The sequence below is a fragment of the Paraburkholderia caffeinilytica genome (assembly GCF_051027425.1).
Taxonomy (GTDB): Bacteria; Pseudomonadota; Gammaproteobacteria; order Burkholderiales; family Burkholderiaceae; genus Paraburkholderia; species Paraburkholderia caffeinilytica_A.
On sequence record NZ_CP186552.1, the window covers coordinates 156,472 to 171,426 of the forward strand.

Consider the following 14,955-nt stretch of genomic DNA (forward strand, 5'->3'; position numbering starts at 1 on the left):
GGCATTGTCATGACGCGCGCAGACGACATGCTCGCCGCGGTTTTCGCTTTCGTTTGGGACTGGCTGCCAACCGCTAACCATGCGCCGCAGCTTCGCTCGCAGGCGCTGCGGGATGCACGATCTGTTCGTCGGTCGGCAGCGCAGACGTGTCCCAGCCGCCACCTAACGCCTTGATTAACGCGATGCTCGCAGCCATCCGGCGACGTGCGATCGACACCGCATTGCGTTCATTGGTGAGCGCGGTGGTTTGTGCGACCACGACGTCGAGATACGTGATCGCGCCGTTTTTGTAGCGGTTCGACACGACAGATAGCGACCGCTGCGCAGCGGCCACGGCGTCGTCCTGGGCGGCGGCCTCCTGTTCGAGCACGCGCAATGCGGCGAGGTTGTCTTCGACCTGGCCGAACGCGGTCAGCACGGTCTGGCGGTACTGCGCGACGCTTTCGTCATAGTGCGCGCGGGCCTGTTCTTTCACCGACGCACGTCCGCCGAAATCGAGCAGCGTGCCGGCCAGTGCAGGCCCGAGCGACCACAACCGGCTCGGCGCCAGCAGCCATTGGCTATAGTTGGTCGCTTCGAGCCCGCCCGTCACCGACAAAATCAGGCTCGGAAAGAATGCGGCCGTCGCCACCCCGATCTGCGCGTTCATGTCGGCGACGTGGCGCTCCGCCGACGCGATATCGGGCCGCCGTTCGAGCAACGCGGATGGCACACCGGCCGCCGCGACCACCGGCACGGCGGTAAGTGGCGCAACCGGCAGGGAAAATGTCGAGGGCGTCTGCCCGATCAGGATCGCGATCGCGTGTTCGAGTTGGGCGCGCTGCACGCCGAAGTCGAGCGCTTGCGCCTGCGTGGTTTTCAACTGCGTCTGCGCCTGCGCGACGTCGGCGTCGGTGGCGATGCCGCCGGCGTAGCGGTGTTGCGTCAGATCGAGCGCTTCCTTGTAGGCCGTGATCGTGTCGTCGAGAAGTTGACGCTCCTGATCGAGGCCGCGGAGTTCGAAATAGTCCGTCGCCAGTTCGGCCTGCATCGAGAGAAGGACGGCTTGCGCGTCGGCGGCGCTGGCCTGTGCTTCGGCTTTCGCACCTTCGACGCTGCGCGACACGCGGCCCCACAAGTCCGGTTCCCACGACGCGTCGGCTTGCACGATGTAGTCGTTCAGCGTGAGACCGGCGGTCGATTTGTGCAGCACATTCTCCGATGTCCGCGCGCGCGAATAATCGCCGTTCGCAGTGACCACAGGGAAGAAGTTCGAGCGGTATTGCGCAACCGTCGCGCGGGCGGCGCGAAAGCGCGCCTCGGCGGCCTGCACGTTCTGATTCGCGCTGGCGACCTGCAGTTCGAGTGTATCGAGCGACGGGTCCGCGTAGACGTTCCACCACGCGCCGCGCGAGAGCGTGTCCGCGGGTTGCGCGGGTTTCCAGCCGGTGCCTTCGAGTTCCTTGTAGGTCGCGGCGGCGGTGGCCGGTGGCTTGACGTAGTCGGGGCCCACGGTGCAGGCCGTGAGCGTGAAGACAAGGACCGACGCTACGGCAAGCAGCGAGCCGTGTTTAAACGGTGGCCCAGAATGGAAACGTGATACTGGCGCGCTCACAAGGACATCCTCGCTGATTGCAGGCTGGCGACGTGCGCAATTGGCGCGCTTGCGGCAGCTGCACCCGGGGCACCCGTCGCGCCCTCCGCACCTGCAGTTGCACCAGAGGCACCCGCTGTGCCCTCCGCACCTGCTGCTGCACCCGAGGCACCCGCAGCGCCCTCCGCGCCTGCTGCTGCACCCGAAGCCCCCGCTGCGCTGCCCGCACTAGCCCCCGCTTTGCCCTGCACGATCCGCACCGGCGCACCGTCCACGATCGAATCCTGCGGATTCAGAATCACCTGCTCGCCGCCTTGCAAACCGGATGCGATTGCCACGCGTGTGCCGAAGTCCGTTCCGAGCGAAACCGGCAGCAACTTCACTTTGTGCTGCGGATCCACAGTGGCCACTTTCACGCCGTCCGGGCGAAACAGCAACGCGTTGCCGGGCAGCGTAAACGGTGCGGCGCCCGCACCCAAAGCGAAATGCACCTGTGCGTACGCACCCGGCAGCAGATCGCCATTGCGATTGTCGACATCGACTTCAACGAGCATGGTGCGTTGTTGCGGATCGACGGCACCCGCGGTGCGCGCCACCGTTCCTGGATAATGTCTGGACGGCGTTTCGGTCAGCGTCAGAAACGCCGTCTGCTGCGCGTGAACCTCCTGCGCGTAGGCCTGCGGCACATTCACATACACGCGCAATCTGTCCGCTTGCGCAACGTGAAACAGTTCCTTCGCCGGGCCGCCGGAACTGCCCGCATCGATCAGCGCGCCGACATCGACATTGCGTGCCGTCACGATACCGTCGAACGGTGCGTAGACCTTCTGGAACGACTGCGTTTTCTCGAGGCGCGCCACGTTGAAACGCGCGGCATCCAGCGTGCCTTTCTTTGCGAGCATGTCGCCGACTTTCTCGTCGGTTTCCTGCTTCGAGACGGATTTGCTTTTCAGCATCTCGGTCCAGCGGTCGGCCGTGCTTTTCGCGAGCGCATAGTTGGCGTCGGCATTCGCGAGATCGGCGCGGGCGGCGCGCAGTTGATCGTCCACCTCGGGCGTGTCGATTTCCGCGAGCAACTGGCCGTTCTTGACATGCGCGCCGATGTCCGCGTACCACTTCTTCAGATAACCGTTGGTGCGTGCATAAATCGGTGTGTCGAGAAACGCCTGCACGTTGCCGGGCAGCACGAGGTCGAGTCCCGCCGTCGATTTCTGCGGACGCACGACTTCGACGCTCATCTGACTTGCGTGCTCGGCGTCGCGCTCGAGTGCCGCATGTGCATCGTGGCGTGACCAGATGCCTTGCGCCGCGAGCAGAACGACAATCACGACCACCGCCACGATGATCCAGCGCGTACGCTTTCCCTTCGACGGATCGAGCGCGGCGTTGGAGCCGTCTGGACGTTTTCCTTCCATCAACCTTCCCCTATCAGATTGCCTGGGCAGTCGACACTGCCTCTTGTGCTTCGTGCTGTTTGTTGTGCGCGGGTCGTCATGGCTTCTGCACCACATGCTCGGCCGCTCGCTGACGCCGCGCCGCGAGCCGTCGGTAGATCATCGAAAACACCACCGGTACGAAGATCAGCGTGGCCAACGTGCCGACCGTCAAACCGCCGATCACCGCGCGCCCAAGCGGCGCATTCTGCTCGCCGCCTTCGCCGAGACCGATTGCCATCGGCACCATGCCGATCACCATCGCGAGCGCCGTCATCAGCACGGGACGGAAACGCGTGAAGCCCGCTTCGATTGCCGCGCGCGTCGCGTCGCCGTGTTCGAGCAGTTGCTCGCGCGCGAAGCTGATCACGAGAATCGAGTTCGCGGTGGCGATGCCGATACACATGATCGCACCCGTGAGCGCCGGAATCGACAGCGTGGTGTGGGTGAGAAACAGCATCCACACGATGCCCGCCAATGCACCCGGCAGTGCCGTGATGATAATGAAGGGATCGAGCCACGACTGGAAATTCACCACGATCAGCAGATACACCAGCAGGATCGCAAATACCAGACCGCCGAACAGACCCGAGAACGAATCGTTCATTGTCTGCACCTGGCCACGCACCTCGATGGTCGAGCTTTTGGGGAGATCGGCTTTGGCGTCGTCGATGATCTTGCTGATGTCGTCGGAAACGCCGCCAAGATCGCGGCCGTCGGCGGTGCCGAAAATGTCGATGGTGGTTTGCGCGTTGTAGTGGGTGAGCACCGCGTTGCCCGCTTCGCGTTTCATCGTGGCGAGCGAGCCGAGGATATTGCTGCGGCCGTTTGCATTCAGCGGAATGTTCGCAAGCGATTGCAGCGAATCGATCGTGTATTGCGGCGCTTCCGTGATCACGTTGTAGCTGACGCCATTGCGCGGATTGAGCCAGAACGTCGGCGTGGTCTGCTGGCTGCCGGACAGCGTAATCAGCAGATTGCTCGCGATGTCGCGCTGCGAGAATCCTGCCTGCTGCGCGCGCGTGCGGTCCACGTCGATAAAGATGCGCGGCAAATCGGCGGGCTGCTGGATGCGCGCGTCGGCAAGACCCGGCACCGTGCGCAGCCGGTTCAGCAACTGCGCGGCGAAGGCACGATTGCCGGCCACCTCGCGTCCGACGATCTGAATGTCGATCGGCGAAGGCATGCCGAAGTTGAGCGTCTGGCTGACGATATCCGCGGGCAGGAAGGCGAACTGCACGCCCGGGAATTCGTCGGTGAGCGTTCGGCGCAGCGTGCGCACGTAATCGGCGCTGGGATGATGACCGGGATTCAGCGTAATCAGGATGTCCGAATCCGAGGTTCCGATCGTGCCGGTGTTGCTGTACGAGAGGTTAATGCCGGAGACAGGCAAGCCGATATTGTCGATAAGCGAATGCAGCTCGCCCGCCGGTATCAGTTGACGAATCCGCGTATCGACGCGATCGGTCACCACGGCGGTTTCCTCGACCCGCATGCCGGTTTTGGCACGCAGATGCAACGCGATGGTGCCCGCATCGACTTGCGGAAAAAAGTCGCGGCCGAGAAACGGCATCAACAGCATCGACGCGCCACAGCAGACGAGAAACAGCGTCACGAACAGACCCGGCCGCGCAACCCGCGCTTCGAGAAACACACGATAGCGTTCGCGCAAACGCTCGAAGCCGCGCTCGAAGGAATAGTGCACGCGCATGAACGGATTGCGCGTTTGCGCGGGCGCGTGATGCAGATCAGCCGGTTTGTGGTGATAGCGCAGCAGGTATTTGGCGAGCGTCGGTACGAGCGTACGCGAGAAGAAGTAGGACGCCAGCATCGCGAACACGACCGCTTCGGCGAGCGGAATGAACAGATAGTGCGCGACGCCCGTCAACAGAAACATCGGCACGAACACGATGCAGATGGATAGTGTCGAGACCAGCGTCGGAATCGCGATCTGGTGCGCGCCGTCGAGAATCGCCTGTTCGAGCGTCTTGCCTTGCTCCAGTTGATGACTAATGTTTTCGATCGCCACGGTGGCGTCGTCGACCAGAATACCGACCGCGAGCGCGAGGCCGCCGAGCGTCATGATGTTGATGGTTTCACCGAGCATCGACAGCGCAATGATCGAGGTGATCATCGACAGCGGAATCGACACGGCGATGATCAACGTGGCGCGCCAGTTACCGAGGAACAGCAGAATCATCAGCCCGGTGAGGCATGCGGCGATCAGCGCTTCACGCAGCACGCCCTGCACGGAGGCGCGCACGAACAGCGACTGATCGGCGACCGGATCGATGTTCAGCGAAGCGGGCACGAGATTGCGCAGCGTCGGCATCATCTTCTTGATGCGGTCGACGATTTCGAGCGTGGACGTGTTGCCGCTTTTGTTGATGGTCAGCAAAGCGGCGCGCTGGCCGTTTACGCGCACGATGTTGGTTTGCGGCTGGAACCCGTCGCGCACATGAGCGACGTCGCGGATATAGACGGTGCCGTTAGCGGTGGATTTGATCGGAATGTTATTGAGTCCGGCGAGCGAATCCGGACTGCCGTTCATCTCTACCGAATATTCCGTCGAGCCGATTTTCGCGGTGCCCGAGGGCAGGATCAGATTCTGCGCGGAGACGGCGTTGACCACGTCCATGGGCGACAGATTGCGCTCCTGCAGCTTGCGCGAATCGATATCGACCATGATCTGCCGCTGCTTGCCGCCGTACGGCAACGGCGCGGAGGCGCCCGGCACGGTGGCGAGTTGCGTCTTCAGGAAGTTGTTGCCGAAGTCATACAGCTCCTGCTCGGTGAGCGAAGCGGACGACAGCGCGAGGCGCAGGATCGGCACCGTCGAGGCGTTGTAGCGCAGGATATTCGGCGGCGTGATGCCGGGTGGCAGCGAGCGCAGTTGCGTTTGTGACAGCGCGGTGACTTGGGCGAGCGCTTCATCGATATTCGCGTGCGGCTGGAAAAAGATCTTCACGACCGCGATCCCGTTCAGCGAAGTCGACTCCGTATGCTCGATATCGTTGACCGCGGTCGACAGCCCGCGCTCGTAGTTGAGTACGATGCGCTTTTCCATCTCGTCGGCGGGCAGGCCGTTGTACGACCAGATCACCGACAGCACTGGAATGTCGATATTTGGGAAAATGTCGGTCGGCGTGCGCAGGATCGTCAACGGACCGACGATCAGCAAAAGCAGGGCCAGCACGACGAACGTGTAAGGGCGCCGCAGCGCCAGGCGAACGATCCACATGGTTAGTGAGGTTGCTGAAAGCCGGCGTCGCCGGCGCGGCGCACACAGCGGTTATGACGCATGCCGCGGCGGAGGACAGCAGGCACAATAGGCGGATTGAGCAGATTGTTCTGGCGGTGCATGATTTTGATATATCGCCCCAGCTGGGTTTATGATGGTCTCGTTACGACGCTGTACGCCCAGATCATCGGCCCGGCACGCTGTAATGGGAATAGGGCGAAACGACGGGTAAGGAACCGTGAATTCGCGCTTTCCATGGCCCCGCACAACGGGAACAATGACTCGAACCTCTCACGCGTCTTGCGCGCAGCAGATTGGGTGCGTACGCAACGTTATCGGCGAAGCGGCGCTTTTATTATCACCTTGACCGGCGCGGAAACCATAAAGCCGGCTATGGGAGAAACGGGGAAACATCATGCAAATCGGTTCCATTGTCCGATCGGTGCATATCGCGGTGCCGCAGGGCGCACGCGGGATTGTCATGCGCATTCTCGGCGACATGGCTATGGTGGCCTGGTATGCCGGCGAGCCCGGCACATCGGAGCATCTGAATACTGAACCCTTTTTCCTTGAAGATCTGATCGATACGGGCGAGCAGGTGCGTCCGTCTAGCGCGCAGGTGCATTGAAGCTGGTTTGAGTCCGTTTCATGGTGGTTGCTGGTGGTGGCAAGCCGCAAGATGAGCCGGCGCCCTCGTCTTTGACGGCGGCGCGGCGCACAATGCGGGCATGAACGACGACAATCTCGACCCACAGGACGGCGCCGATAGCGCCGTCCCTTTCGCCCGGCTCAAGCCGGAAATCGTGCTCGACGCGCTCGACAGCGTGCTCAGCAGCGTCGGTGTGTACACCGACGGCCGCATGCTGCCGCTCAACAGCTACGAGAACCGCGTGTACCAGGTGGGCGTGGAAGACGGCCCGCCCGTGGTCGCCAAGTTCTATCGTCCCGAGCGTTGGACCGACGCCGCTATTCTCGAAGAACATGCCTTTGTCGCCGATCTCGCCGCGCGTGAGATTCCGGCGGTACCCGCGCGTGTTTTCGAAGGCCGCACGCTGCATACCTTCGACGGTTTCCGTTTCTCGATCTTCGAACGCCGCGGCGGCCGCGCGCCCGATCTGGACCGGCGCGATACGCTCGAATGGCTCGGGCGTTTTATCGGCCGCATCCATGCGGTTGGACAGACGCAGAACTACACCGAACGTCCCACGCTCGACATCAATACATTCGGCTACGAGCCGCGCGATTTCCTGCTGTCGCAACGCTTTGTGCCTGACGACGTGCGTGCCGCGTGGGAAACCGTCGTGAATCTCGCGCTCGAAGGCGTCGAGCGCGCATTCGAGCGTGCCGGCGATATTCGCATGTTGCGAATGCACGGCGATTGCCATCCGAGCAATGTGTTGTGGACCGACGCGGGTCCGCATTTCGTCGACTTCGACGATAGCCGCATGGGTCCGGCGGTGCAGGACTTGTGGCTGCTGCTGCCGGGTGATCGCGTCGAGGCGTCGCGTGCGCTGGCGGATCTGCTTGCCGGCTACGAAGACTTCTGCGACTTCGAGCCGCGCGAACTGTATCTCGTCGAAGCATTGCGCACACTGCGGCTGATTCACTACCAGGCGTGGCTCGCGCGCCGTTGGGACGACCCGGCATTTCCGGCGGCTTTCCCGTGGTTCAACACGCAGCGCTATTGGGAAGACCGCATCCTCGAATTGCGCGAGCAGCTCGGCGCGATGCAGGAAGGACCGCTCTGGCCGGTTTGAGCGTTGACGGTCCTACGGCGCCTGCGACGCCACGCTCGACGATTCCACCAGCGTCGATTTGACGATTACCTCAGCGCGCACGTCGCGCCCGATTGCTTCGATCGCGGGCCGCATCTGCGCGAAGTCGTCGGGCGTGCAGACCTCGCTGTTGAAGTGCGTTGCGCCGTCGCGCGTCATCGCCACGACGTTGCTGAGCGGATCGAACGTGTACTGCGACTGAAAATCGACGAAGCGGTCCTGAGTGTGTTTCGCCTCCGGCATCTCGAGCACGCGGAAATTCGCCGGCAATTCAATGCGAGCCCGTTCGTGCAACGTCAGGTTATGGCAGACGAAGGGTTGTGTGCGCTGGCGTTCGCCGAGCCAATAGCGGGTGTCCGCCGCGAAGCCGCCGGCCAGACTCGTCAGCGCCGGAATCGATGCCGCTGCGCCCGGCACCACGAGACTTTCGAGCGTGCCCTTCATCGTGATTGTCAGCGGGCCGTCGGCAACGGTGAGGTCATTGGTGGTCAACGTGGCGGTGCCGCGCAGGTTGGCGCTGCGTAACTCTGCCTGGATCGACTCTTCACGTTGCGCGGGCGTCTGCGTGCGCAACATCGCGCGTGCCTGTTCGGCCGAAGCCCCCGATGCTTCCAGCCGATAGGTAAAGCTCGCCGATCCATCCGGCTCGACCTTGATCGACAGGTCACTGCTGCGCGTCATCAACTCGGTGGCCGGCGTTTGCGCGAGCACGCCCTGATTGACGAGGACAGTGGGCCGGTTCATATCGGACGACGGCAGAAAGCCGAACTCGACATTCGATGCCGTCGAGTCGGCGTATTGCTGCAAATCCGGCAGCCACGTGATGGCGTGATTGATGACGCCGTAGCCCGGCACGCTGGGCAGCGTATAGATCGAGCCGCTGCTGATCAGGACCGGCTCGTTGCGGATACCGACCGCGTCGAGCAGTGCGCCATATAAAGCCACGTGATCCTTGCAGTCGCCGTAGCGGTTCGCGAGGATTTCGCTTGCGCTGTGCGGCACCACCGAGCCACGCCCGACATAGATCGCCACATAACGGACGTTGTGGCGCACCCAGTCGTACAGCGTCTTGGCTTTGTCGCGAGGCGTCCGCTCATGTGCCGTGAGGTTTTGCGCGAGACGTGTAATGGCGGGATCGTGCACGTTCTGATCCGCGGCGGATGCCCTGTAACTGGCGGCGAAAGCGGCGTAGTCCGGAAAGGTCGAGACCATCAAGCGGTCGCCATACGACACGTAGGCGATCGAGCCGCGCTCCAGCCGGCTGAAATGCGCCTTGTCGTAACGATATTCGTAGCGCGTGCGGCCGTTGCGCGTCACCGGTTGCAGCGCGGTGAAGCCGCGCGCATCGGCATAGAGCGGTTTGTCGGCGGGCAGATCGTAGATCAGGTGGAAGTTGTGGGTCGGCGCGAGATCGGGCGGTGTGAAGTCGCTGAACTCGCCCGGCACGATCGGCTGCTTTTGCGTCTTGCGATAGGTGAGGTGCACGCGCGCGCCGGGCTCGACGGCGGGGAACACGATCACTTTTTCCTGGATGTCCTGGAACATCGGCGCGTCGAACGAACGGACTTCCTGTACGTCGCGAATCTGCTCGGGTTGCACGTCATGACGCACGCCGTCGGCGGTGATCGTGTAGGCCTCGATGATCTGCACGTCCGCCATATTGCGGTTGAACCAGACGTATTGCTGCGCGACCCGCGCGACGCCTGCTTCGTTGTTCACGTGCAGCGTCATCGAATCGAGCTTCGAGAAGGAGCCGTCGGCGTTGACGGTGTAAGTCTGCGTTTCGCCTTCGTTGGTATAGGGATCGTCCAGTTTGGCCGCGATGCTCGCGCTCGCCACGTGGATGCCGGCAAGCCAGCCGAGAGAGGCAAGACAGACCAGGGAAGCGAGGCGCATGGCAGGCGGGTATCCGAACGGCAACGTTGACGGGATCGCCAGCTAGAGTCGGTTTGCGCCGCCCGGATGTCAAGCGGATGTCACGCATTGCGATTGAGCAAATGCCCTAATTGTGTAATGATATCCATTCTCAATTGAAAGGCGCCGCCAGCTCTCTGTCACATTTCTCCTCCTCTGTGACTGCCAGCCAGCCTTTCAGCCGGACGCCCTGGACCGCAAGCCGGGTTTGTCCGGCCCTTCCTTTCGAACTTTCTTTTACCGCCGGCATGAGCGAGCGCCACGTCGTCGCCTGTTGGCGAGGGTTTAACTTGCTGCGCCTGGAGCCTGGATGTGAACGCGCCTGATTCGATCGATATGAAACCTGCTGCTGGCGGCGGCACGCACTACGTCGCTCATACGCCGGAGCGCACTCATCATCTGATGGACGACGCCGAGCAGACGGCGCGGCGCCGGCGTTCGCGGCGGGCGAACTTCATCAAGTGGCTGCGCAAGGTGCACGGATGGGTTGGCCTGTGGGGCGCGGCGCTTGGGCTGATGTTTGGCGTGACGGGTTTTTTGCTGAACCATCGGGCCGGACCGTTGAAGGTGTCGTCGGGTGAGCCGCAGGTCGAGCAGATGCAGATTTCCGTGCCGCAGGGGAAGCTGAAGTCGCCGATGGATATGGCGAAATGGCTCAAGGATGAGTTGAAGATCGACGGCAAGCCGGGGCGGGTGAAGCGCGAGCCGGCACATCCGGTGGCGTGGGGCGATCGCAGCACGATGCAGCCGGAATTCTGGCAGGTCGGGATTTTGGGGCCTGCTCAGAACGTGCAGGCCGAGTACTGGGTTGGGAATGGGTTTGTTTCGGTGAAACGCACGGAGAATTCGTTTCTCACGACGATGAATAATTTGCATCGTGGCGTGGGGTTGAGTGTTGGGTGGGTTTTGCTGATTGATACGATTGCTGGTGGGATGATTTTGCTTTCTTTGACTGGCGTCCTGTTGTGGACTGAGTTGAATAAGCGGCGTGTTGTGGGGGTTTTGCTGGTTGGCGGTTCGGTGGTTGCGGCTGTGGTTTGTGGGTTAATGTGAGTTAGGGGTTTTTTTGCCTGCGCGGCGCTTATTGTTGTGCGCCTACGGCGTTGGCCTTTCCTTGAATTGTTATTGGTTTATTAGCGTCGCCCCTGTGCGGGGCAGGCACCTACTTTTCTTTGCCTGCTGCAAAGAAAAGTAGGCAAAAGAAAGCAGCTCACCCCGCCAGCTCATAAGCGGGTCCCCCGCACAGTTACGGTAGTGGTGCATCTGGAATCCGTGCCCTCGCGCATTCAACGTTCGTGACAAGGCCGTCATACTTCCGGCGGCGCTGCGCGCGCCGACACATAGTTCCCCTGAACCGTCTGATCGTTTTCGCGCGTGGGCCCCACCCGACGCCGCGGCTCGCCGTTGTATCCGCAGCATTCTTCCGATGCGCCAGCGCTTCGCGAGGCGACGCCGATGGCCGCCACCGCATCCAAACGAAGCCGCTGGTTTCCCATGCGGACCCGTCCGCGACGCACGTAGTGCGGAGTGGGAGCTGATGACACCTTTGTCACCAGCGCTGAATGCGCGAGGGCACAGATTCCAGATGGACCACTACCGTGGCTGCGCGGGGGACCCGCTTAAGAGTTAGCGGGGTGAGCTGCTTTCTTTTGCCTACTTTTCTTTGCAGCAGGCAAAGAAAAGTAGGTGCCTGCCCCGCACAGGGGCGACGCTAATAAACCAATAAGAAAACAAGGAAAGGCCAAAGACCAAAGAGTCCAGATCAAGGAAAGCCCAACGCTGCAGGCGAACAGACAAACAATCGCCAGGCAGGCAAACCAATCAAGCAAAGGAAAACCCAACACCACAGGCATACAGCGAAGCGCCGCGCAGGCAAAAAAAACCAGCCAAACCCCAACACCGCAAGCAAACAACCAACAAATCGCGCCGCAGGCAAAAAACCAAAGAGCACACAACCCAATAGCGCACCCAAGCAATTTGTGCTTTACTTTTCGGCAGACCCATAAAAAAGAACAGCAAACCCGCAGCACCCTAATCGGACCCCACGAGCAGGCAGCTGAAGGCAGGAAAAAACAAAGGTCCGGTTTCACCCCATAAGGAGACAACTTCATGGCGATCAGCATCAGTCTGACGGTGAACGGCGCGCCCATCAGCGCCTCAATCGACCCGAACACCCTGCTTGTCCAGTTCCTTCGTGATCAACTTCGCCTAACAGGAACGCACATCGGCTGCGACACCGCCCAGTGCGGCGCATGCACGGTCCACCTGAACGGCCGCGCGATCAAATCCTGCAACATCCTCGCGGTCCAGGCCGAAGGCGCAACCATCACCACCATCGAAGGACTCGCCAAAGACGGCGCCCTCCACCCGATGCAAGCCGCCTTCAAACACTGCCACGGCCTGCAGTGCGGTTTCTGTACGCCCGGTATGGTGATGAGCGCCATCTCGCTCGTCGAGCGTCAGCCCAATCTCACCGGCGACGACGTGCGCGCCCAGCTCGACGGCAATCTCTGCCGCTGTACGGGCTATCACAACATCGTCAAAGCAGTGCTCGAAGGCGCCGAAGGCATGAAGTCCGGCGGCACGGCCAACGCCAACGCCGCGGCCACTGCGCCCGCCACCGCCTGAGGAGCCGACGATGAACGCACCCGACACCCACCTCATCGGCGCCTCCGTCGAACGTAAGGAAGACTATCGTTTCCTCACCGGCAACGGTCAGTACACCGACGACATCGTCCTGCCGCAGCAAACCTACGCAGTATTCCTGCGCTCGCCTCACGCACACGCAAAAATCAACAGCATCGACACCGCCGCGGCGAAACAGTCGCCCGGCGTCGTCGCGATCTTCACCGGCGCGGACATGGCCGCGGATAACGTCGGCGGACTGCCGTGCGGCTGGCTGATCCACAGCACCGACGGCAAGCCGATGAACGAGCCGCCGCATCCGATCATCGCGCATACGAAAGCACGCCACGTCGGCGATCAGGTCGCGCTCGTCATCGCCGATTCGATCAAGGCCGCGAAAGACGCCGCCGAACTGATCGAGGTCGATTACGACGTGCTGCCGGCCGTGGTCGATACCGCGCACGCGTCCGATCCGGGCCAGGCAGCGGTTCACGACGAGGTGCCGGACAACGTCTGCTACAACTGGGGCCACGGCGACAAAGCCGCGACCGACGCCGCCTTCGCCAAAGCCGCGCACGTCACCACGCTCGACATCGTCAACAACCGCCTGATCCCGAACGCGATCGAACCGCGCGCGGTCAACGCAAGCTACTCGGTGCAGGACGACAGCTACACGCTCTACGTAGCGAATCAGAATCCGCATGTGGAGCGCCTGTTGATGGCCGCGTTCGTGCTGTCGCTGCCGGAATCGAAACTACGCGTCATCGCGCCGGATGTCGGCGGCGGTTTCGGATCGAAAATTTTCCTGTACGCCGAAGACGTCGCGTTGACGTGGGCATCGAAGAAGATTCGCCGTCCGATCAAGTGGACGGCCGAGCGCTCGGAAGCCTTCGTGTCCGACGCGCACGGCCGCGATCACGTCACCAAAGCCGAGCTGGCGATGGACGCCGACGGCAAGTTCCTCGCGATGCGCATTCATACGATCGCCAACATGGGCGCGTATCTGTCGACCTTCGCATCGAGCGTGCCGACCATCCTGTACGCGACGCTGCTCGCCGGCCAGTACGCGACGCCCGCCATCTACGCCGAGGTAAAAGCGGTCTTCACCAACACCGTCCCGGTCGACGCCTACCGCGGCGCGGGCCGTCCGGAAGCAACGTACGTGGTCGAGCGTCTGGTCGAAACCGCGGCGCGCGAGATGAAGCTCGACCCAGCGGAAATCCGCCGCCGCAATTTCATCCGCACGTTTCCGTATGCCACGCCGGTCGGCCTCACCTACGATACCGGCGACTACGAGGCCACGCTGAACCGCGCGCTCGAACTCGCGGACGTGAAAGGCTTCGCCGCGCGCAAGCAGGAATCCGAAAAGAACGGCAAGCTGCGCGGCCTCGGCTACTCGTGCTATATCGAGGCCTGCGGTTTGGCGCCGTCGAACATCGCCGGTGCCTTGGGCGCACGCGCCGGGCTCTTCGAGGTCGGCCAGATTCGTGTGCATCCGACGGGCTCGGTCACCGTGTTCACCGGTTCCCACAGCCACGGCCAAGGGCATGAGACAACCTTCGCGCAAGTGGTCGCGGACCGGCTCGGCATTGCGCTGGAAAGCGTGGAGATCGTTCACGGCGACACCGGGCGCATTCCGTTCGGCATGGGCACATACGGCTCTCGCTCGATCGCGGTCGGCGGCTCGGCGATCATGAAGGCGCTCGACAAGATCGAAGCCAAGGCGAAGAAAATCGCCGCGCATCTGCTGGAAGCCGCGGCAGAAGACATCGAGTTCAAGGACGGCGTGTTCCGCGTCGCGGGCACCGATCGCACCAAGGCATTCGCCGAGATCTCGCTCGCCGCGTACGTGCCGCACAACTATCCGCTCAACGTGCTCGAACCAGGCCTCGAAGAAAGCGCATTCTACGATCCGAGCAACTTCACGTATCCGGCGGGCTCGTACATCTGCGAAATCGAGGTCGACCCGGAGACGGGCGTCTGCCGCATCCAGCGGTTCACCGCGGTCGACGACTTTGGCAACGTGATTAATCCGATGATCGTCGAAGGCCAGGTGCATGGCGGGCTCGCCCAGGGCATCGGTCAGGCGATGCTGGAGCGCTGCGTGTACGACAACGAGAGCGGCCAGTTACTGTCCGGCTCTTATATGGACTACGCGATGCCGCATGCGTCCGATCTGCCGAACTTCACCGTCGAAACCGCAAAGGGCACGCCGTGCACGCACAATCCGCTCGGCGTGAAAGGCTGCGGCGAGGCCGGCGCAATCGGTTCGCCACCGGCGGTCATCAACGCGATCCTCGACGCGCTCGCGCCGCTCGGCGTGACCGACCTGCAAATGCCGGCGACGCCGCATCGCGTGTGGTCCGCGATCCACGCTGCCAAACCCCACTAAGA

General features: G+C 62.3%; 10 protein-coding genes. 5 read left to right on the top strand and 5 right to left on the bottom strand.

What is annotated here, in order from left to right; translation table 11 throughout:
• Positions 1 to 73 precede the first annotated feature (73 nt).
• From ACOSV0_RS00685 to ACOSV0_RS00695, 3 genes are all read right to left on the bottom strand, one after another.
• A complete protein-coding gene (locus tag ACOSV0_RS00685) occupies positions 74 to 1,594 on the bottom strand; it encodes an efflux transporter outer membrane subunit (protein WP_434108086.1) in 1,521 nt (506 codons plus the stop codon).
• Positions 1,591 to 2,988, bottom strand: coding sequence for an efflux RND transporter periplasmic adaptor subunit (locus ACOSV0_RS00690; protein ID WP_434108087.1), 1,398 nt, complete (start codon positions 2,986 to 2,988; stop codon positions 1,591 to 1,593). Before ACOSV0_RS00690 ends, ACOSV0_RS00685 begins: the two co-directional genes overlap by 4 nt.
• 76 nt (positions 2,989 to 3,064) lie before the next feature.
• Positions 3,065 to 6,247, bottom strand: a complete 3,183-nt coding sequence (locus tag ACOSV0_RS00695) for an efflux RND transporter permease subunit (protein ID WP_434108088.1) — start codon at positions 6,245 to 6,247, stop codon at positions 3,065 to 3,067.
• Between the two features lie 415 nt (positions 6,248 to 6,662).
• On the opposite strand from ACOSV0_RS00695, the gene ACOSV0_RS00700 reads away from it, so the two are divergent.
• Together ACOSV0_RS00700 and ACOSV0_RS00705 are read left to right on the top strand one after the other, a co-directional pair.
• Positions 6,663 to 6,875 carry a hypothetical protein gene (locus ACOSV0_RS00700; RefSeq protein ID WP_035554043.1) on the top strand — a complete coding sequence of 71 codons (213 nt, stop codon included), beginning with the start codon at positions 6,663 to 6,665 and terminating at the stop codon, positions 6,873 to 6,875.
• Between the two features lie 100 nt (positions 6,876 to 6,975).
• Positions 6,976 to 8,004: a serine/threonine protein kinase gene (locus tag ACOSV0_RS00705; RefSeq protein WP_434108089.1), complete on the top strand. Its 1,029-nt coding sequence runs from the start codon at positions 6,976 to 6,978 to the stop codon at positions 8,002 to 8,004.
• 12 nt (positions 8,005 to 8,016) lie between these two features.
• Here ACOSV0_RS00705 and ACOSV0_RS00710 read toward each other — a convergent pair whose 3' ends face one another.
• Entirely contained in the window at positions 8,017 to 9,918 is a 1,902-nt protein-coding gene (locus tag ACOSV0_RS00710; RefSeq protein WP_434108090.1) for a DUF3857 domain-containing transglutaminase family protein, read from the bottom strand.
• A gap of 330 nt (positions 9,919 to 10,248) precedes the next feature.
• Between ACOSV0_RS00710 and ACOSV0_RS00715 the strand changes: the two genes are divergently transcribed.
• The gene (locus ACOSV0_RS00715; protein WP_434108091.1) at positions 10,249 to 10,989 is read left to right on the top strand and encodes a PepSY-associated TM helix domain-containing protein; all 741 of its coding nucleotides are present in this window, start codon (positions 10,249 to 10,251) and stop codon (positions 10,987 to 10,989) included.
• A 566-nt stretch (positions 10,990 to 11,555) separates the two neighbouring features.
• On the opposite strand, the gene ACOSV0_RS00720 is transcribed toward ACOSV0_RS00715, so the two are convergent.
• On the bottom strand, positions 11,556 to 12,059 hold the full coding sequence (locus tag ACOSV0_RS00720) for a hypothetical protein (RefSeq protein WP_434108092.1): 504 nt from the start codon (positions 12,057 to 12,059) through the stop codon (positions 11,556 to 11,558).
• Between ACOSV0_RS00720 and ACOSV0_RS00725 the strand changes: the two genes are divergently transcribed.
• Positions 12,046 to 12,564, top strand: a complete 519-nt coding sequence (locus ACOSV0_RS00725; RefSeq protein ID WP_434108093.1) for a (2Fe-2S)-binding protein — start codon at positions 12,046 to 12,048, stop codon at positions 12,562 to 12,564. The two genes, ACOSV0_RS00720 and ACOSV0_RS00725, sit on opposite strands and share 14 nt — an antisense overlap.
• 10 nt (positions 12,565 to 12,574) lie before the next feature.
• Positions 12,575 to 14,953, top strand: coding sequence for a xanthine dehydrogenase family protein molybdopterin-binding subunit (locus ACOSV0_RS00730; protein WP_434108094.1), 2,379 nt, complete (start codon positions 12,575 to 12,577; stop codon positions 14,951 to 14,953).
• The last annotated feature ends 2 nt before the right edge of the window (positions 14,954 to 14,955 follow it).